At 68.4% G+C, this 17434-nt stretch carries 14 protein-coding genes and 1 pseudogene; 4 read left to right on the forward strand and 11 right to left on the reverse strand.

What is annotated here, in order from left to right; genetic code table 11:
- Window positions 1-102 precede the first annotated feature (102 nt).
- Genes aftB through glf form a run of 5 tightly spaced genes read right to left on the reverse strand, consistent with a single transcriptional unit; the run spans window position 103 to window position 6679 of the window.
- Window positions 103-2127: a terminal beta-(1->2)-arabinofuranosyltransferase gene (gene aftB / locus MJO54_RS22555; RefSeq protein WP_434085422.1), complete on the reverse strand. Its 2025-nt coding sequence runs from the start codon at window positions 2125-2127 to the stop codon at window positions 103-105.
- Window positions 2105-3028 (reverse strand): decaprenyl-phosphate phosphoribosyltransferase, encoded by a 924-nt coding sequence (locus MJO54_RS22560; RefSeq protein WP_046286669.1) that lies wholly within the window; start codon window positions 3026-3028, stop codon window positions 2105-2107. The genes aftB and MJO54_RS22560 overlap by 23 nt, the downstream gene beginning before the upstream one ends.
- Window positions 3025-3597: a phosphatase PAP2 family protein gene (locus MJO54_RS22565; protein WP_233428678.1), complete on the reverse strand. Its 573-nt coding sequence runs from the start codon at window positions 3595-3597 to the stop codon at window positions 3025-3027. The genes MJO54_RS22560 and MJO54_RS22565 overlap by 4 nt, the downstream gene beginning before the upstream one ends.
- Window positions 3594-5489 (reverse strand): glycosyltransferase, encoded by a 1896-nt coding sequence (locus MJO54_RS22570; protein ID WP_046286670.1) that lies wholly within the window; start codon window positions 5487-5489, stop codon window positions 3594-3596. The genes MJO54_RS22565 and MJO54_RS22570 overlap by 4 nt, the downstream gene beginning before the upstream one ends.
- Window positions 5486-6679, reverse strand: coding sequence for a UDP-galactopyranose mutase (gene glf, locus MJO54_RS22575; protein ID WP_046286671.1), 1194 nt, complete (start codon window positions 6677-6679; stop codon window positions 5486-5488). Before glf ends, MJO54_RS22570 begins: the two co-directional genes overlap by 4 nt.
- Window positions 6680-6986: 307 nt before the next feature.
- Between glf and MJO54_RS22580 the strand changes: the two genes are divergently transcribed.
- Together MJO54_RS22580 and MJO54_RS22585 are read left to right on the forward strand one after the other, a co-directional pair.
- Window positions 6987-7880 (forward strand): hypothetical protein, encoded by an 894-nt coding sequence (locus MJO54_RS22580; protein ID WP_165797901.1) that lies wholly within the window; start codon window positions 6987-6989, stop codon window positions 7878-7880.
- 227 nt (window positions 7881-8107) lie between these two features.
- Window positions 8108-9765, forward strand: a pseudogene (locus tag MJO54_RS22585) (N-acetylmuramoyl-L-alanine amidase).
- 10 nt (window positions 9766-9775) lie between these two features.
- Here the strand turns inward: MJO54_RS22585 and MJO54_RS22590 are convergent.
- The 4 genes from MJO54_RS22590 to MJO54_RS22605 are packed head-to-tail and all read right to left on the reverse strand — an operon-like array spanning window position 9776 to window position 12979.
- Entirely contained in the window at window positions 9776-10606 is an 831-nt protein-coding gene (locus tag MJO54_RS22590) for a Cof-type HAD-IIB family hydrolase (protein WP_046287008.1), read from the reverse strand.
- Window positions 10606-11400 carry a lysophospholipid acyltransferase family protein gene (locus tag MJO54_RS22595; protein WP_105295206.1) on the reverse strand — a complete coding sequence of 265 codons (795 nt, stop codon included), beginning with the start codon at window positions 11398-11400 and terminating at the stop codon, window positions 10606-10608. The genes MJO54_RS22590 and MJO54_RS22595 overlap by 1 nt, the downstream gene beginning before the upstream one ends.
- Before the next feature lie 3 nt (window positions 11401-11403).
- The gene (locus tag MJO54_RS22600; RefSeq protein ID WP_046286827.1) at window positions 11404-12180 is read right to left on the reverse strand and encodes a lysophospholipid acyltransferase family protein; all 777 of its coding nucleotides are present in this window, start codon (window positions 12178-12180) and stop codon (window positions 11404-11406) included.
- A gap of 7 nt (window positions 12181-12187) precedes the next feature.
- Window positions 12188-12979, reverse strand: coding sequence for a lysophospholipid acyltransferase family protein (locus MJO54_RS22605; protein WP_046286828.1), 792 nt, complete (start codon window positions 12977-12979; stop codon window positions 12188-12190).
- An 83-nt stretch (window positions 12980-13062) separates the two neighbouring features.
- On the opposite strand from MJO54_RS22605, the gene MJO54_RS22610 reads away from it, so the two are divergent.
- Both MJO54_RS22610 and MJO54_RS22615 read left to right on the forward strand, forming a co-directional pair.
- On the forward strand, window positions 13063-14622 hold the full coding sequence (locus MJO54_RS22610) for an MBL fold metallo-hydrolase (RefSeq protein WP_064888875.1): 1560 nt from the start codon (window positions 13063-13065) through the stop codon (window positions 14620-14622).
- Window positions 14619-14960 carry a hypothetical protein gene (locus MJO54_RS22615; RefSeq protein ID WP_233428677.1) on the forward strand — a complete coding sequence of 114 codons (342 nt, stop codon included), beginning with the start codon at window positions 14619-14621 and terminating at the stop codon, window positions 14958-14960. The genes MJO54_RS22610 and MJO54_RS22615 overlap by 4 nt, the downstream gene beginning before the upstream one ends.
- Window positions 14961-15205: 245 nt before the next feature.
- Here the strand turns inward: MJO54_RS22615 and MJO54_RS22620 are convergent, their stop codons facing one another.
- Both MJO54_RS22620 and MJO54_RS22625 read right to left on the reverse strand, forming a co-directional pair.
- On the reverse strand, window positions 15206-16762 hold the full coding sequence (locus MJO54_RS22620) for a phytoene desaturase family protein (RefSeq protein WP_105295205.1): 1557 nt from the start codon (window positions 16760-16762) through the stop codon (window positions 15206-15208).
- A 67-nt stretch (window positions 16763-16829) separates the two neighbouring features.
- Window positions 16830-17414, reverse strand: a complete 585-nt coding sequence (locus MJO54_RS22625; RefSeq protein ID WP_105295204.1) for a TetR/AcrR family transcriptional regulator — start codon at window positions 17412-17414, stop codon at window positions 16830-16832.
- Window positions 17415-17434 lie beyond the last annotated feature (20 nt).

Here is a 17434-nt window from a genome sequence, read left to right on the forward strand (position 1 = left end):
TCATCTGGGCATACCGGCCGGTGAGACCCGGCAAGGCCGGTAGCTGCCGGGTCCGGAGAATGACGTCGGTCACAATTTTTGAGTCGGCCCGGCACCAGACGGTCAGGGGAGCTCAGGCGGCATCCCGGTATAGGTCGGTCGGGTCGGTTCGGGCACGGCCAGTCCGCAGCGGATCAATTCGTCGCGCGGGACCCGCTCGATCCGGTAGCGGGTGAAGCCCGGCGAGTGCAACACGTTGGACAGGAAACGGCGCGGGCCCATCGGCGCACGCACTGAGCCCAGCACCGCCGCGGTGTCGGGGCAGCGCATGGCCGCCTCCGCCTGGGCGATCCAGTCCTGGTCCAGGTAGGCCGGGATCAGCGGGTACCACTTGACCCACGGCCCGTCGGCCACCACCCAGTCCCGGAACAGGTCCTTGTCGTGGCCGATCCGGCCGTGCTCCAGCCGCTCGGTGTGCGCCGCGATCGGATTGATCAACCCGATCTGGTCCAGCACCCGAACGTCCAGGCCGGTGTTCATCCCCAACATGCCCATGTTGGTGAAGAAGACAGTGTGCGGCCCGGTACCGCCCGGATCGGGATCGGTCGGAACGCCGATGCCCGGGGGCACCGGCAGGATGACCGGCACGACGTCCCACTGGTCGTAGTTGCCCGACGGCAACAGCAACGCCCCGTCGGGGGTGGCGGCGATCGTGGTCAACACCGCGCGCATCCGCGGATAGCCGAGGTAATCCGCGGCGGTCAGCGGGTGGGCGTTGCCGGTCGCCTGGGAGTAGAACCGGCGCTCGTCGACGATCCCGGAGTAGGTGACGCGGGTCGCGTCGTCGCCCATCCCCGGGGAGTTGGCCGCCCACAGCGCCCAGCCGGCCACCGCCATCCACAGCAGACCGACCGCACCACTGAGCGGGTAGCCGGCTTCCCGCCGGTAGCGCGCGCCGTCGGCTAGTAGCACCGGAATGACCGCCACCGGGGCCAGCATGCAGAACAGCGGCGCCAACAGCACCCGCCCGTGCATGAAGTCGCCGCCCTGACGCACCCAGTAGGCCGCCTGCAGCAGACCGCTGAACACGAAGAAACAGACCACCGCGCCGGGGCTCTGCACCAGCCGGGCCCACCGGCCGACGCCGGGCGGCACCGGCCGGCGCGGCCGGTAGCGGACGGCGGAGCCGACCCACAGTGCCGCGCCGAGCGCCACCAGCAACACGGCGGGCACCCACAGCGCGTAGGGGGCGTTGAAGTTGGCCAGGTAGATCATGCCCTGCGACCACTTGTCGCCGGCCGCGTCTTTGGCCAGCGCGGTTCCCGGCACCAGCAGGGCGTAGTAGCCCATCCGGAAGATCTGATAGGCCACCGGCAGGGCGCCGCCGGCCACCAGGATCAGCGCGCGGGGCCGCCAATCCCGCACCGAGATCAACAGCATGATCAGCGCGCCGCCGCCGATCAGCGCCAATTCGGGGCGGACCAGCACACTGCAACCGGCCACGAACGCCAGGCATCCGGTGAAAAGGGCGCCGCGAGCACGGGATCGGGGCATCCGCAGCGCCTGGGACCAGCAGACCAGCATCCACCACAGCAGCCCGAGGTAGGCCAGCACCAGGCCGGCCTCCAGGCCGGAGGTGGCGAAGTCTCGGGCCGGGGGAATCGCGATGTAGACCAGCGCCCCGGCCGGCAGCAGCAGCGCGCGGCGACCCTGCAGGCCCGGCGCGTAGAGCCGTGCGGCGCCCAGCATCAGCATCGCCACTCCGGCCAGGCTCAGCACCAGCGCGAAGACCAGCGCCACGTATTCCATACGCACCGGCCCACCGAGCCAGCTGCCGAGATACATCAGATACGTCCAAGCCGTCGAGGTATTGGCCTCGACGCGCTCCCCGACGTTGAACACCGGGCCGTTGCCGGCCAACAGGTTGCGCACGGTGCGCAGCACGATCAGGCCGTCGTCGGAGATCCAGCGCCGCCGCCACGCGCCGATGCCGAACATCAGCAGCACCACCGCTACGCCGGCCCAGGAGCTCAGCCGCACCGACGGGCTGTAGGAGACCGCGGGCCAGCCCAGCGGCCGGACCCGGGGGTCCGGCGCTCTGCCGCTCGTGGCCCCCCGGGCCGAGCTAGCCGAAGGCGACGGCAACACCGATGGTTCCGATCCAGGCCAGCGCCGCCAGCTGCAACACCCGGTCACGGCGCAGGATGTCCTCCGCTTCGCCGGCCATGCCGCCGTCGACGTCGACCGCGAAACGCAGCACTCCGATGACGATCGGAATGATCGATACCGCGAACCACGAACCCGAACCGCTGTCGCGTTCGAACGCATACAGGCTGTAGCAGACCAACATCGCGGTCGCCGATGCCGTCCAGACGAACCGCAGGTAGGTGCTGGTGTAGTTCTCCAGCGACTTACGGATCTTGGCGCCGGTCTGTTCGGCCAATTGCTTCTCGGCGTAGCGCTTGCCGGCCGCCATGAACAGCGACCCGAACGCCATCACCAACAGGAACCACTGTGACAACGGGATGCTCGCGGCCACACCGCCGGCGATAGCCCGGATCAGGAACCCCGACGAGACGATGCAGATGTCCAGCACCGCTTGATGTTTGAGACCGAAGCAGTAGGCCAGCTGGATGGCGAGATAGATGGCCATCACCAGGGCCAGGTTCGGGGTCAGCCACCAGGAGATGCCCAGCGAGGCCGCCCCCAGCAGCGCCGCCAGCCCATAGGCCAGCCCGACCGGCACCACACCGGCGGCGATCGGCCGGAATCGCTTGGTGGGATGCGCCCGGTCGGCTTCCACGTCCTGGGCGTCGTTGATCAGGTACACCGCGGACGCCGCCAGGGAGAACACCACGAACGCGATCAGCGACTTGCGGGCCAGATCGGCGTAGTCGTAGTGGACGCCGCCACCGAGCGCGGCCAGCGGGGCCGCAACCACCAGGACGTTCTTCACCCACTGGCGGGGCCGGATGGCCTTGATCACCCCGGAGAGCAGGTTGGCCGGCGGGCCGAGCTCCGACGTGCGATCTTGCGTTTCTGCGCTCATGCCGAGTCTCCAGAGTTGTCCAAGCGGATCGCGGCTGCGGCGACGGCGGCGCCGACCAGCGCGCCGGCGGCAACATCACTGGGATAGTGCACCCCGAGCACCATGCGTGACAGCGCCATCGGCGGTACCAGTGCCGCCGGCAGGGCTCCGCGCCGCAGGCCGGCCGCGCGGCCCAGCAGGATGGCCGCCGCCGCGGTGGAGGTGGCGTGCGCCGAGGGGAAGCTCAAGGCACTTGGGGTGCCGACATTGATCGCGATGGCCGGGTGGTGCGGGCGTTTGCGCCGCACGATGCGTTTGATGATCACCGCCGCGGCGTGCGCGGCGAAGGTTCCGGCGCCGGCCACCAGCCAGCTGCGGCGCCGCTGCGGCTGAAGCAGGGCGCCGAGCGCCGCTACCGCCAGCCAGCCCAGGCTGTGCTCACCGAAGTGCGACATCGCCCGGGCCACCGGCAGCACACCGGGCCGACCGGTCAGTGCCGACTGCACCCCGACCAGCACGGCATCCTCGCCGTGCGGGGGTACCGAATCATCCAAGTCCATGCGGTCGGGGGCGCTGCCGAGTTCGGTCATGACGACGCGGCACCGTCGGGAAGCAGCACCGTCTCCCACTGCTGTTTGCTTGCCAGCGTGGGCAGCGCCCGGCGGTAGGTCCGGCGCAGACTGTCGAACCGGCGCGCCAATTCGTATTGGCGGCGCAACGATTCGCGCAGCAGCGAGAACATCTTCTCCCGGTCGCGTTGCCGGTAGACCACACCACGTCCGTCGGCGGTGGTGACGGTGACGCCGTCCTGGGTGCACAGCAGGAACCAGCGGGCGTCCTGGGTCGGCACGTTGAGCTGCGGGCGCCGATGGTGCTCCGGCTCGGTGGCCTTGAGGTTGTGCAGGATGCCGCGGGCCAGGCGATAGCCGATGGACAGCGGCTGCACCGGGGGCCGCATCGGCTTGCGCCGCTGCGACGGGGTCGGCAGCTCACTGGCCGCCGGCAGCACCACCGCGTCGGGGTAGGCCTTGCGCAGCGCGTGGATGTCGGGCAGCGCCGACTCCAGGATCGAGAAGATGTGCTCGGGGCCCGCCATGAAGTCGTCCAGCGCCTTGTTCTGCACGGCGACCGTCGAGTACTCCAGGCAGGCAAGGTGTTTCAGGGTGGCCTTGAGGTGGCTGCGGATCAGTCCGGAGATGTTGCCGTCCCAGTGCAGCGCCGCCACCATGAGCCGGTTGCGCAGGTGGAAGTAGGCCTGCCAGTCGATCGCGTCGTCTTTGTCGCTCCAGGCCATGTGCCAGATCGCCGCTCCGGGCAGGGTGACGGTCGGGTAGCCGTGCTCGCCGGCCCGGATCCCGTACTCGGCGTCGTCCCACTTGATGAACGACGGGATCGGCTGGCCGATCTCCTCGGCAACGGCGCGCGGGATCATGCACATCCACCAGCCGTTGAAGTCGACGTCGATGCGCCGGTGCAGGTCCGGGGACTCGGCCAGCGAGTCGGTGGCGAAGTTGTGGTCGTACTCGGTGTGTGGGGCGTTGGTCCACATGAACACGCCCGAGTCGACGACCTCACCCATGATGTGCAGGTGCGAGGGCTCCTGCAGGTTGAGCATGTGCCCGCCGATCAGGGTGGGCGTCTTGGCGAACCGGTTCAGGGCCAGTGCCCGCAGGATCGAGTCCGGCTCGATGCGGATGTCATCGTCCATGAACAGGATCTGTTCGCAGCCAGTGTTTTTCAGCGCCTCGTACATGACCCGGCTGTAGCCACCGGACCCGCCGAGGTTGGGCTGGTTGTGTATCGACAGCCGGTCTCCCAGACCGGCGGCGGCCGCGGCGAACCCGGGGTGGTCGCGGACCTTGCGGGTGCCCTGGTCGGGCACGATGACCGCGCTGATCACCTCGTCGACGTCGGGGTCGGAGGTCAGCGCGAGCAGCGCGTTGACGCAGTCGTCGGGCCGGTTGAAGGTCGGGATGCCCACGGCGATGTCGGCCCGGCTGGGCGCCTCGATCGGGGCGTACCAGCCGCCGCGGTCCAGCGTGACCGCGGTGTCTGTGGTGATGTCGAACCAGATCCAGCCACCGTCCTCGAACGGCTGCAGGCCAATCTCGAATTCCACCACCGTCGGGGTGTCATTGTTCTCGACCGACCCGAAAGGCTTGCCGTCCACCGCGATACGCGCACCGGTCGCCTTGGAGCGGTAGACGTCGACGCGTCCGGCCCCGGTCAGCTCCAGCTGCAGCACCACCGATTCGACGATCGACCAGCGACGCCAGTAGGACGCCGGGAAGGCGTTGAAGTACGTGGCGAACGAGACTTCGGACTCCTCGCCGATCTCCAGGCTGGTGCGGGTGAGCGGGTGTGCCCGTCGGCTGTTGGTCTCGGATTCCTCGATGTAGAGCTTGCGCACATCCAGCGGCTCGCCCTGGCGAGGCAGGATGATCCGCGAAAGCCGGCTCACCGCGCGCGAAGTGTCGGTCATGCCTTACTGCCCTCCCCCAGCGGCACCCCTTCGGACAGGTGCGGCGCCAGGATGTTGTCGTACATGTTCAACGCACTGGCGATGGCCATGTGCATGTCCAGATATTGGTAGGTGCCCAGCCGCCCACCGAAGAGCACCTTCGCGGTGTCCATCTCGGCCTTGGCGCGCGCCCGGTAGGACGTCAGCACCGCCCGGTCTGCCTCGGTGTTGATCGGGTAATAGGGCTCGTCGGCGTCGTCGGCGAAACGCGAGTACTCCCGCATGATCACGGTCTTGTCGGCCGGGTAGTCCCGCTCCGGGTGGAAGTGCCGGAACTCGTGGATACGGGTGAACGGCACGTCGCCGTCGTTGTAGTTCATCACCGGCGTGCCCTGGAAGTCCCCGGTGTTGAGCACTTCGAGCTCGAAGTCCAGGGTGCGCCAACCGAGCTTGCCCTCGGCGTAGTCGAAGTAGCGGTCCAGCGGCCCGGTATAGACAACCGGGGCGTCGGGGCTGGCCGCGCGGAGCTCGTCGCGGACGTCGAACCAGTCGGTGTCGAGCCGGACCTCGATGCGCTCGTCGGCCGCCATGTTCTCCAGCCACGCGGTGTAGCCGTCGACCGGCAAGCCCTCGTAGGTGTCGCTGAAATAGCGGTTGTCGAAGGTGTAGCGCACCGGCAGCCGGGTGATGTTGGCCGCCGGAAGTTCCTTGGGGTCGGTCTGCCATTGCTTGGCGGTGTAGTCCTTGACGAACGCCTCGTACAGCGGGCGGCCGATCAGGCTGATCGCCTTCTCCTCGAAATTGGCGGCGTCGATCGCCGATATTTCCGAGGCCTGCTCTTTGATCAGCGCCCGGGCTTCGTCGGGGGTGAAATAGCGGCCGAAGAACTGCGACACCAGACCCAGGCCCATCGGGAACTGGTAGGCCTGACCGTCGTGCATGGCGAACACCCGGTGTTGGTAACCGGTGAACTCGGTGAACTGCCGCACGTAGTCCCAGACCCTCTTGTTAGAGGTATGGAACAGGTGCGCACCGTACTTGTGGACCTCGATGCCGGTCTGCGGCTCCGCTTCGGAGTAGGCGTTGCCGCCGATGTGCGGGCGCTTCTCGACGACGAGAACGCGCTTGCCGAGCTGCGTGGCTGCGCGCTCGGCGATGGTCAGGCCGAAGAATCCGGAACCCACGACAAAGAGGTCAAAACGAGCGGTCATCGGCGCCAAGGGTAGCCGACCAGCGCCCGCCCGCATCGTCGGCGCCCCGCCGTCCCCGCTAGCACCTTGACTATCGCCCGCCGATTGCCGGCAGCGCGGCGATCGGGGGCGCCAGGACCGTCTCCGCACGCCGAGGAAGGGTTGATAGCAGTTTCCTCACGATTCGATCTCGTCACTCTTTTCACACGAGTCACACGCGTACCGTCGGTCACGTAGGACAGATGCAAGTGCAGTAAGCGCCACCATGGCCCCCGAAAGCAGAGAAGCAGCGCGGGGCCCGACGGCAAAACATATTGAGGAGACTTCCGTGCCGAACCGACGTCGACGCAGGCTCTCGACAACCATGAGCGCAGTCGCCGCCCTGGCGGTCGCGAGTCCGTTCGCAGTTGTCGCAGTATCCGAGCTGGCCGCCCGCAGCAGCGCGCCCCAGCACCACGACTTCGTCGCGGCTTCGTCCGTGGCCGACCTGCCCAGTGAACTGATCACCGCCCTCACCCAGGGCCTGTCCCAGTTCGGGGTGAACCTCCCGCCGGTGCCCGGCTTCACCAACGGAGCCGCCTCGACCGGGATGTACCCCGGGGCCTCGACCGGGATGTACCCCGGCCTGACCTCACCGGGCCTGGGCACGCCGGGCCTCACCGACCCGTCGCTGGGCACAACGGGGCTCACCTCGCCCGGGCTGGGCACGCCGGGGCTCACCGACCCGTCGCTGACCACGCCGTCGTTGTCGACCCCGCCGCTGGGCACGCCCGGTGTGTCCACCACATCCGGCCTGACCACGCCCGGCCTGACGACGCCCGGCCTGACCACGCCGCCGCTGACCGATTCCGGCTTGACCAGCCCGGGATTGACCAGCCCCGGCTTGACCAGCCCGTTGACCAGCCCCGGCCTGACCAGCCCGTTGACCAGCCCGGGGTTGACCAGCCCGGACACCGGCCTGCTCGGGTCCGACGGCCTGCCGCTCACCTCGCCGGTGGGCCTGGACCCCGGCCTGGACGGCACCTACCCGATCCTCGGCGACCCGTCCCTGGGCATGCCGGAGGAGAAGGGCGGGCTGGTCAGCGACCTGATGAGCGCTGCCAACCAGCTGGGCGCCGGACAGGCCATCGACCTGCTCAAGGGTGTGGTGATCCCGTCCATCGCACAGGCCGCGCAGGGCGCCGGACCGGCCGTTGCCGCCCCGGCCCCGCCGCTGCCGTAACAAGACACAACAGCGGAGCTGTTCCGCCCCGACGGCACCGCAGAGTCAGCCCGCACCCGGCGGGCACCGGAAGGCTCTGCGGTGCCGTTAACAATGGCCAGAAGCCGGCCGGTGTCGGTGGGCGCGTGTCGCATCACCAACAACACGTGACACATACGTAACATCAGCACGTGCCAACCCGTCGTCGTCCCCCGCCGACGATCAAGCTGACCGCGTCTCTCGCGACCGTGCTGATCCTGCCGTGGGCGTTGAACTCCGGGTCGGGCTTCAAATCGATCGATGCCTCTGAGAAGCCCCCCAGTGCTGCTGCGACCAAGCTGAACCAGCAGCCGCTGCCAGACCTGGAACCGGGCGTTACCGTCCGCGAGATCACCCAGGACGAACCGTTCACCATGGTCGCGCTCACCGGCGCCGACCTCAGCGGCACGTCGGCACGGATTCGCGCCAAGCGCGCCGACGGGACCTGGGGGCCCTGGTATGCGACCGCGCACGAGACCAAGCAGGAGACACCGGGTCCACGGCCGGCCGATGCGCCCGCTGCCGGTCCGGACGGAACCGAGCCGGTGTTCGTCGGGAGGACCACCGCGGTACAGATCGCGGTGACCCGAACCGCACCAAACACTCCCGGCGATCCGGCTCAACCCAAGCCCAAGGTCAAGCCCAAAGGGCCGACCACCACCAAGGGGTCCTCCGCCAAGTCGGAGCCGACCCCTAAGAACAGCGCCCCGGGCGATCTCGGTTATGTGCCGGCCACCGCCGCACAACCGTTCGCCCAGAACGTCTCCGCGGTGTTGATCACGCCGCCCAAGGCCCCGGCCGACGCGCAGTGGCAACCGCCCAAGGCAGTGCTGGGGCCGGGCCAGCCCCCCAACATCATTCCGCGCAGCCACTGGGGCGCGGGCGCCTACGGCCGGTGCGGAAAGCCCGTAGAGAGCGGCCCGGTCCACGCGGCCGTGGTGCACCACACCGCAGGGTCCAACGACTACGCCCCCGAAGACTCCGCGGAGATCATCCGGGCGATCTACGCCTATCACACCCGCACCCTGGGCTGGTGCGACATCGGCTACAACGCGCTGGTGGACAAGTACGGCCAGGTTTTCGAGGGCCGGGCCGGCGGCCTGACCCGGGGCATCATGGGCAGCCACGCGGGCGGGTTCAACAGCAATACCTGGGGGGTGTCGATGATCGGCACCTTCGACGACGCGCCTCCCCCGCCGATCCAACTCGAGACGGTCGGCCGGTTGTTGGGCTGGCGGTTGGGCCTGGACCGCACCGATCCGCGCGGTACCACCCAGCTGGTCTCCGCCGGCGGCTCGTTCACCCACTTTCCGCGCGGTGCGTCGCTGATGCTGCCCTCGATCATCGGTCACCGCGACCTCGACGCGACCGAGTGCCCCGGCGAGCAGGGCTACGTCGCACTCAACGAGATTCGGGAGATCGCCGCCCGGTTCAACGAACCGCCCGGGCCCGAAGACCTCGCCCGGGTGATGGAGGGCGGCGCCATTCACACCCGCTGGATGGAACTGGGCGGTGCGGAGGGCATGCTCGGTGCCCCGACGTCGCCGGAGGCGATTGGCGAGGGGTCCACCAAGTACGCCACCTTCGAGCACGGCGCGGTGTACTGGTCGCCGGAGACCGGCGCGCAGCCGATCACCGGGGCCATCTATGACGCCTGGGCCTCGCTGGGTTACGAGCGTGGCGTGCTCGGGCTGCCGACCAGCGCCGAGCTCGCCGAACCGGAGTGGGTGGGCCAGAACTTCCAGCACGGCACCCTGAACTAGTCGTCGACGGCAATGCCGAGGAGCTGCCCCCGCCGCCCCCGGAGGGCCCGCCGGTGCAGCTCGAGCGCTTCTCGCGGGTGATCGACCCGTTCGGCGTCAGCTAACCCTGCAGAGTCAGCGCAGGAAGATCCGCTCCAACACCCGCGCCAGGCCGTCGTCGGTGTTGGGGGTGGTGATCTCAGCGGCCGCCGCCAGCACGTCGGGGTGGGCGTTGCCCATCGCCACTCCGTGTCCCGCACGCACCAGCATCGGCAGGTCGTTGGGCATATCCCCGAACGCCACCACCTGCTCGATGCCAATGCCCAGCGGCGCGATCAGCTCCTCGATGCCGCTGGCCTTGGTGATGCCCGCCGGCACCACCTCGATCAGCCCGTTGTTGGTGGAGTAGGTCAGCTCCGCGGCCGTTCCGATGTGGGCCTGCAGCTGCTCCGCCATCGCGGCACTGGACATCCCCGCCTTGCGGATCAACAGTTTGATCGCCGGCTGCGACAGCAGGTCCTCGAAAGACACCTCGGTGTTGTCCGGGTTGAGCCAGGCGTGTTCGTAACCCGGCGAGCTGACGAACTGCGGGGTGGCCGCGTCGTGCGCGCTCTCGCCGATGCGCTCCACGGCCAGGCCCGCCCCCGGGATGGCGCGGCCGACGACCTCGGCCAGCTTGACCAGACTGTCGGCCGAGTGCGTGCGTGCCGAGACCACTCGATCGGTGGCGGGGTCGTAGAGCACCGCACCGTTGGCGCACACCGCCATCGGGGCGAACCCGAGCGCGTCGACGACCGGCGCGATCCACCGCGGTGGGCGTCCGGTCGCCAGTACGAAGCGAGCGCCGGAGTCCACGGCTGCGTGCACCGCGTCGCGGGTCCGCGCGGTGATGTTCTCGGTGTCGTCGAGCAGGGTGCCGTCGACGTCGCTGGCGATCAGCGCGGGCGGTCCGCCGTGCGGCTGCATCAACGCGAACTCCGTTCGGCCAGTATCCGCCGCCGCCGTCCGCCCTGGGCCTGCTCGATACGTTTGCGATCGCGCTCGGCCAGCTCAGCTGCCCGCATCTCCAATGCCTCGGCCATGGTGGGCGCGCTGCCGCCCAGCCGGCGCGGCACCCAGTACGCCCCTGCCGGGTGCGGATACTCCAGTTGCGCCGCTTCGAGCATCGCCGCCATCGTGTTCCTCAGCTCAGTGGTGGTCGCCGCCACATCGGCGGCCGCCGACATCGGCTCGCCGATCTTCGCCAGCACCGGAATATGGTTGCGCCACAGGTGCTTCGGGTGGTCTTTTGTCCAGACCCGGTGGATTCCCCAGACGATGACCGGGATGAGCGGAACGCCCGCGCTGTAGGCCATCCGGGCAGCCCCCGTCTTGAACTCCCGCAACTCGAAGCTGCGGCTGATGGTGGCCTCCGGATTCAGACCGATCAGCTCGCCTTGCCGCAACCGCGCCACCGCTTCGTCGTAGGCGCCGGCCCCGGCGGAGCGGTCGACCGGGATCAACTTGATGTGCTTGATCACGTAGTTGACCACCGGGACCTCGGTCATCTCGGCCTTGATCATGAACCGCAGCCGGCGGTGCCGCTGCAAGGCTGCGATCGAGGCCGGGTACCAGTCCAGGTAGCTGGTGTGGTTGACGGCGAGCACCGCCCCGCCGTGCTCGGGGATGTTCTCCAGGCCGTCGATGGTCACATGCGGCCCGTTGGCATTCGCCAGCCGCGGGAGCACGATCTCCAGCGCCCGGAAGAGGGGTTCTGCCATGCTCTACTGCTCCGTGCCAGATGGGTCGGGCCGACGGTCACCCGCGCGCTTGCGCATCCGTTCCGCCAGCTCCTGCTCTTCTAAAACCCTAGCCTCGTCGGGGGTGGGCGCGCCGCCGCCGAGTCGCCTGGGCACCCAGAACTCGCCGGCTGGGTGCGGGTATTCCTGCTGCACCTGAGCCAGCAACGGCGCCATTCGGTCGCGCAGTCGGGCGCTGAGCGCGGCGGCGTCACCGGACGGGGCCAGCGGTTCGCCCGCCAGGACGGTGATCGGGATGTTGCTGCGCACCAACCGCGCCCTCGGGTGATCCTTGGTCCACAGCCGGTGGGCACCCCAGACGATCAGCGGGACGATCGGCACCTGCGCCTCTAGGGCCATGCGGGCCGCCCCGGATTTGAATTCCTTGAGTTCGAAACTGCGGCTGATGGTGGCTTCGGGATAGACGCCCACCACTTCGCCGGCACGCAACGCAGTCACCGCGTGCTGGTAGGCGTCGGCGCCGGCCCCGCGGTCCACCGGGATGGTGCCGGTGTGGTGGATCAGGTAATTCACCAGCCGCACCTGCTGCATTTCAGCTTTGATCATGAACCGCATCCGGCGGCCGCGGTGATACGCCGCCAGCCCCGCGGGCAGGAAGTCCACGTAGCCGGTGTGGTTGATCGCGATCACCGCGCCGCCCTCAGCCGGGATGTGCTCCAGGGCGAGGTAGTCGACCCGCGCTCCGGCAATTCTCACCGCGCTCAGCGCAGTGAGTTCCAGCGCACGAAAGACCGGCTGCATGTCAGGGCTACTCCGCGGCACCCGTCGGGCTCGGCGGCTTCTTCTGACGGGCGGACCGCTCCTCGGCTCTGCGTACCGCTTCGGCCGCGTCGAGTTCGAGCGCCTCAGCAGGTGTGGGGGCGCTGCCACCCAGGCTCTTCGGTACCCAGAAGGCGCCGCCGGGATGGTCGTCGGGATAGGAGTCCTGCGCCTGCTCGAGCAGGTGCTGCATCCGCGCCTGCAGCAGCGCACGCAGTTCGTCGACCGGGAGCGTGGGCGGTATCGGCTCACCGATCGTCACCGTGACCGGCACTTTGGTGCGGCCCAGCTGCTTTGGGTGGTCCTTGGTCCACAGCCGCTGGGCGCCCCACACGATGTGCGGGATGATCGGCACCTGTGCCTCGATCGCCATGCGCGCGGCGCCGCTTTTGAACTCCTTGAGCTCGAAGCTGCGACTGATGGTCGCCTCCGGGTAGACCCCGACCAGTTCACCGGCCTTCAGCTTGGAGACCGCGGCGGCATAGGACTCCGCGCCCTGGCTGCGATCCACCGCGATGTGCTTGCAGCCTCGCATGATCGGGCCGGTGAAGCGGTTGTCGAAGGTCTCCTTCTTCGCCATGAAGCGCACCCAGCGACGTGGTTTCGCGTCGTAGGAGGCCACTCCAGCAAACAAGAAGTCGAAGTAGCCGGTGTGGTTGATCGCGACCACCGCACCGCCGGTGGCAGGAATGTGCTCCCGGCCGGTGACGGTGATCTTCAGCCCCTCATAGCGCCACAGGGTTCGCGCAGCGGCGGCGACACCGCCGTACCAAGCCTCCACAGCACCCAAGCCTAGGCGATGACACCGGCTCGGCCGCCGGTAAGCTCGGGAGGGATCTCTTACAGCGTCGGGAGTAGGAACTAGTGCAGGTCACCAGCGTCGGGCACGCCGGCTTCCGGATCGAGACCGCCGCAGGCAGCATCCTGTGCGACCCGTGGGTGAATCCGGCCTACTTCGGCTCGTGGTTCCCGTTCCCGGACAATTCGGCGCTGGACTGGGACGCCCTCGGCGACTGCGACTACCTCTACATTTCGCACCTGCACCACGATCACTTCGACCCGCGGCACCTGGCGGCGCACGTCAACAAGGACGCGGTGGTGCTGCTGCCCGACTACCCCGTGCCCGATCTGCGCCGCGCACTGGAAGAGCTGGGCTTTCACCGGTTCTTCGAGACGGCCGATTCGCAGCGGCACACCGTGTCCGGCCCCAAGGGCGATCTGGACGTCATGATCATCGCGCTGCGCGCCCCGGCCGACGGCCCGATCGGCGACTCCGGGCTGGTGGTCTCCGACGGCGTGACCACCGTGTTCAACATGAACGACTCCCGCCCGATCGACCTGGACGTGCTGGCGGCCTTCGACTCGATCGACGTGCACCTAGTGCAGTACTCCGGGGCGATCTGGTACCCGATGGTCTATGACATGCCGGCCCGGGCCAAGGAGGCGTTCGGAACCCAGAAGCGCCAGCGGCAGATGGACCGCGCCCGCCAGTACATCGCCCACGTCGGGGCGACCTGGGTGGTGCCATCGGCGGGTCCGCCCTGTTTCCTGGATTCCGAGCTGCGTTACCTCAACGACGACCACGGCGATCCGGCCAACATCTTCCCCGACGAGATGGTGTTCCTCGACCAGTTGCGCCGCAACGGTCACGACGGCGGATTGTTGATGATCCCGGGGAGCACCGCGAGCTTCACTGGAGCGCAACTGGATTCGCTGATCCACCCGCTGGACGAAGCCGACGTCGAGGCCATCTTCACCACCGGCAAAGCGGACTACATCGCCGCCTACGCCGATCGGATGGCGCCGGTGCTGGCCGCCGAGAAGGCCTCCTGGGCGCCGGCGGCAGGCCCGGCGATGCTCGATCAGCTGCGCGCCCTGTTCGAGCCGATCATGGCCCGCAGCAACGAGATCTGCGACGGCATCGGCTATCCGGTCGAGCTGGTGCTGGACGGGGAAGGCCATACCGAGACGGTGGTGCTGGACTTCCCCAAACGCATGGTGCGCGAGCCGATTCCCGGCGAGAAGTTCCGCTACGGCTTCGGCATCCCACCTGAACTGGTGCGCACCGTGCTGCGCGATGGCGAACCGGACTGGGTCAACACCATCTTCCTGTCCACCCGATTCAGGGCTTGGCGGGTCGGCGGCTACAACGAGTACCTCTACACCTTCTTCAAGTGCCTCACCGAGGACCGGATCGTCTACGCCGAAGGCTGGTTCGGCGAAAGCCACGACGACTCGGCAAGCGTCACACTGGGCGACTGGCAGGTTCAGCGTCGCTGCCCGCACATGAAGGCCGACCTGTCGAAGTTCGGGGTGGTCGAGGGCGACATTCTCACCTGCAATCAGCACGGTTGGGAATGGGATCTCAAGTCCGGTCGCTGCCTGACCGCCAAGGGCCACGAACTGCGTTGCGAGAAGCTGTGACCAGCGACTCCTACGGCTCCTACGATGATGGGCTAGTCGTTCTGGATCGCCGGGCGATCACGTTGCGCCGCTACCACTTCCCTTCCGGTACGGCGAAGGTGATCCCGCTGTCGGCGATCCGCGGTTACCGCGCGGAGCCGCTGGGCATGCTGACCCACCGATTCCGGATCTGGGGCAGCTCGGATCTGCGGCGCTGGCTGCCGCTGGACATCAAGCGCCCGACGCGGTCCACCCTGATCACCCTGGAGCTGCACGGTGATCCGTGGCCACATCCGGCGTTCACCCCGGCGGATCCGGACAGGTTCCGGGCACTGCTCGACGAGCTGCTGGCGGGCTAATCCCGGCCGGACCCAAAGGGATACCCGGCGGACCCCATAACGACAGTTGCCCGCCTTTGAGCGACTAGACGTGGTGGCGTGTCCATGCTCCCCCTCGATGTCGCGCAAAGACGGGCAACTCTCCTGTTCACCTATGCCGATCTAAGCCTCGATCCAGACCTGGCCAATCCGGGCTAACTTGCCCAACGTGCGCTCAGCGCGAATTTCAGTGCGATTTTTCGCGCTGGTTACACGCTCGGCGTCCTTCAGCGGTCGGCCAGCACCTGGTGTGCGGCGTTGTAGCCGGGAATGAACGTGATCCCCGGCCCGCCATGACAACCCGCGCTTCCCAGATACAGTCCTGCCACCGGTAACGGCTGGCCGAGAAAGCCCCGCGGCCCGGGCCGGTTCGGGCCGATCTGATCCGGATTGAGCAAGCCGTGGCAGTAGTCGCCGCCGGGCGCACCGAACATGGTTCCCATATGACGCGGGGTGAAGGTGGTGTGCCGAGTGATGCTGCGCTCGAAATTTGGTGCCAGCCTGGTGATCTTGTCGATCACCCGCTGCCCCATCTCGACCTTCATCTCGCCGTAGTTGCCGTCTCCTTCGATGGGGAACCACAGCGCGAACGCCGACGCGGCGTGCTTGCCCGGCGGTGCCAGCTCGGGATCGTGCAGCGACGGGATCTGCAGCACCACGGTCGGATCGGCCGGGACGATGCCGCGGCGCGCATCCTCCCACTGCTGCTGCACCTCCTCAGGCGTGCAGAAGATTCCCAACGAGGCCTGCATGGCGGGGTCATTGAGCGCCTCGTAGGGCGTAGCGAACACCGGGGCCTCGTCCAGCGCGAAATGCATCTGCAGATAGCTGCCGCGATGGTCGGTGCGGGCGTAGCGGGCGCGGACGTCGTCTGGAACCGCAGCCGGGTCAAGCAGTCCGGTGACGGTCGCGTCGGGTGCGATCGCCGACACCACTACCGGTGCGCTCACGGTGTCACCGGACTCGGTGCGCACGCCGCTGACCGCCCCACCGGCGACCAGGATCTCCGCGACCGCGGTGCGCAGCCGCAGCTCCCCACCCAAGCCGGTGAAGGTGTCGCACAGGTGCCCGGTGAGCGCGCCGATTCCGCCGCGCAGCTTCTTCATCAGCACGGTGTTCTCGTCGGGCACACCCAGGCCGTAGGCCAGTGCCGCGGCACTGCCGGGCGTGGCGGGCCCGCGGTAAAGGGTGTTGACGGCCAGCACCGTGAAGGAGCCGCGCAGCGCCGCGTGCTTCTCCCGGTCGGGCAGGTAACGGTCCAGCACGTCGGTGACCGAACCGAACAGCATGTCGTCGATGGCCGAGCGCTCGAATTCATTTGCGGCGCAGGCATACATCTCGTCGAGCGATTTCGGCGGCCGCCCCGCCTCGAAGCGACCCAGCGCCCGGGTGGGCGCCTGACTCCAGGCCAGCAGCCCGGCCATGCCGTTGACCGCCTCGGCGCCGTGCACCTCGCTGAGGTGGGTGAACAGCTTCATCGGGTCGGTGTACTGGATCAGCGGGTCGTCGCCGACGCCACGCATCGCCACCGACATGACCTCGAGGTCGATGCTCTCCAGTCCGTCGAGGCCCAGCTCGGCGCTGACCGCGGCCGACGTCGGGAACTGCACCGAGCCGGCGATCTCGAACCGATAGCCGTCGAACAGCTCCACCGTGGAGGCCATCCCGCCGGCGTAGCGCCCGGCCTCCAGGCACAGTGTGCGCAGTCCGGCGCGCTGCAGGATGAGCGCCGCGGCCAGGCCGTTATGTCCGGCGCCAATGACGATCGCGTCGTAATCGGTCATTCATCGCCCCTTCCCGCTTTCGGAGGAACGCTGGCACGAGTGGATAGTTTTGTCAATATTGACGTAACTAGAGATCGCCCAGCGAGTCCAGCGCGGCACGGCACATCCGGGCCAACTCGGCCAGTGAGCGGTCCGCACCCAGCATCCAGACCTCCATCGCGGCGAACACGGCGGCCGCAATACAGCGGGCCGTCACCGCGACCCGCAGCGGGTCACTTGACCCACGCCTCGCGGTGGCCCGCAGCCGCTCGGCCACCGCGTCGCCGAAATCGGTCTCCACCTGCCGGATGTGGCGCACGATGCGCTCGGGATCGAGTTCCTCCTCGCGCAGCGCGGCGATGCGGGTCACCGCCTCGACGTCGTAGGGAAACGCAAAGATCGCCGCCTGAACCGCCTCGATCATCGGCTCGGCGGGCGGGCGCTCAGCCAGGGCCCTGCGGAACCACTGCAGTCCGGCGTCGTAGTCGGCGAACAGCAGGTCGTGCTTGGAAGTGAAGTGCCGATAGAACGTCCGCAGCGACACCCCGGCGTCGGAGGCGATCTGCTCAGCCGAGGTGTCCTCCACCCCCTGCGCCAGGAAGCGGACCAGCGCGGCCTGCCGCAACGCTTCGCGGGTGCGTTCGCTGCGCGCGGTCTGCGGGGCTCGTGGCATGCGCGTAAAGGTACCTCAGC

The organism is Mycolicibacter virginiensis, from assembly GCF_022374935.2.
In the GTDB taxonomy this organism is placed as follows: Bacteria; Actinomycetota; Actinomycetes; order Mycobacteriales; family Mycobacteriaceae; genus Mycobacterium; species Mycobacterium virginiense.

What these genes read in the sequence shown, in the direction of transcription:
- MJO54_RS22620 (WP_105295205.1), bottom strand. Translation starts at nt 16,762, where the DNA reads ATGACCGATTACGACGCGATCGTCATTGGCGCCGGACATAACGGCCTG.
- MJO54_RS22590 (WP_046287008.1), bottom strand. Translation starts at nt 10,606, where the DNA reads ATGCAGCCGCACGGCGGACCGCCCGCGCTGATCGCCAGCGACGTCGAC.
- MJO54_RS22565 (WP_233428678.1), bottom strand. Translation starts at nt 3,597, where the DNA reads ATGACCGAACTCGGCAGCGCCCCCGACCGCATGGACTTGGATGATTCG.
- MJO54_RS22625 (WP_105295204.1), bottom strand. Translation starts at nt 17,414, where the DNA reads ATGCCACGAGCCCCGCAGACCGCGCGCAGCGAACGCACCCGCGAAGCG.
- MJO54_RS22570 (WP_046286670.1), bottom strand. Translation starts at nt 5,489, where the DNA reads ATGACCGACACTTCGCGCGCGGTGAGCCGGCTTTCGCGGATCATCCTG.
- MJO54_RS22560 (WP_046286669.1), bottom strand. Translation starts at nt 3,028, where the DNA reads ATGAGCGCAGAAACGCAAGATCGCACGTCGGAGCTCGGCCCGCCGGCC.
- glf (WP_046286671.1), bottom strand. Translation starts at nt 6,679, where the DNA reads ATGACCGCTCGTTTTGACCTCTTTGTCGTGGGTTCCGGATTCTTCGGC.
- MJO54_RS22595 (WP_105295206.1), bottom strand. Translation starts at nt 11,400, where the DNA reads ATGGCAGAACCCCTCTTCCGGGCGCTGGAGATCGTGCTCCCGCGGCTG.
- MJO54_RS22600 (WP_046286827.1), bottom strand. Translation starts at nt 12,180, where the DNA reads ATGCAGCCGGTCTTTCGTGCGCTGGAACTCACTGCGCTGAGCGCGGTG.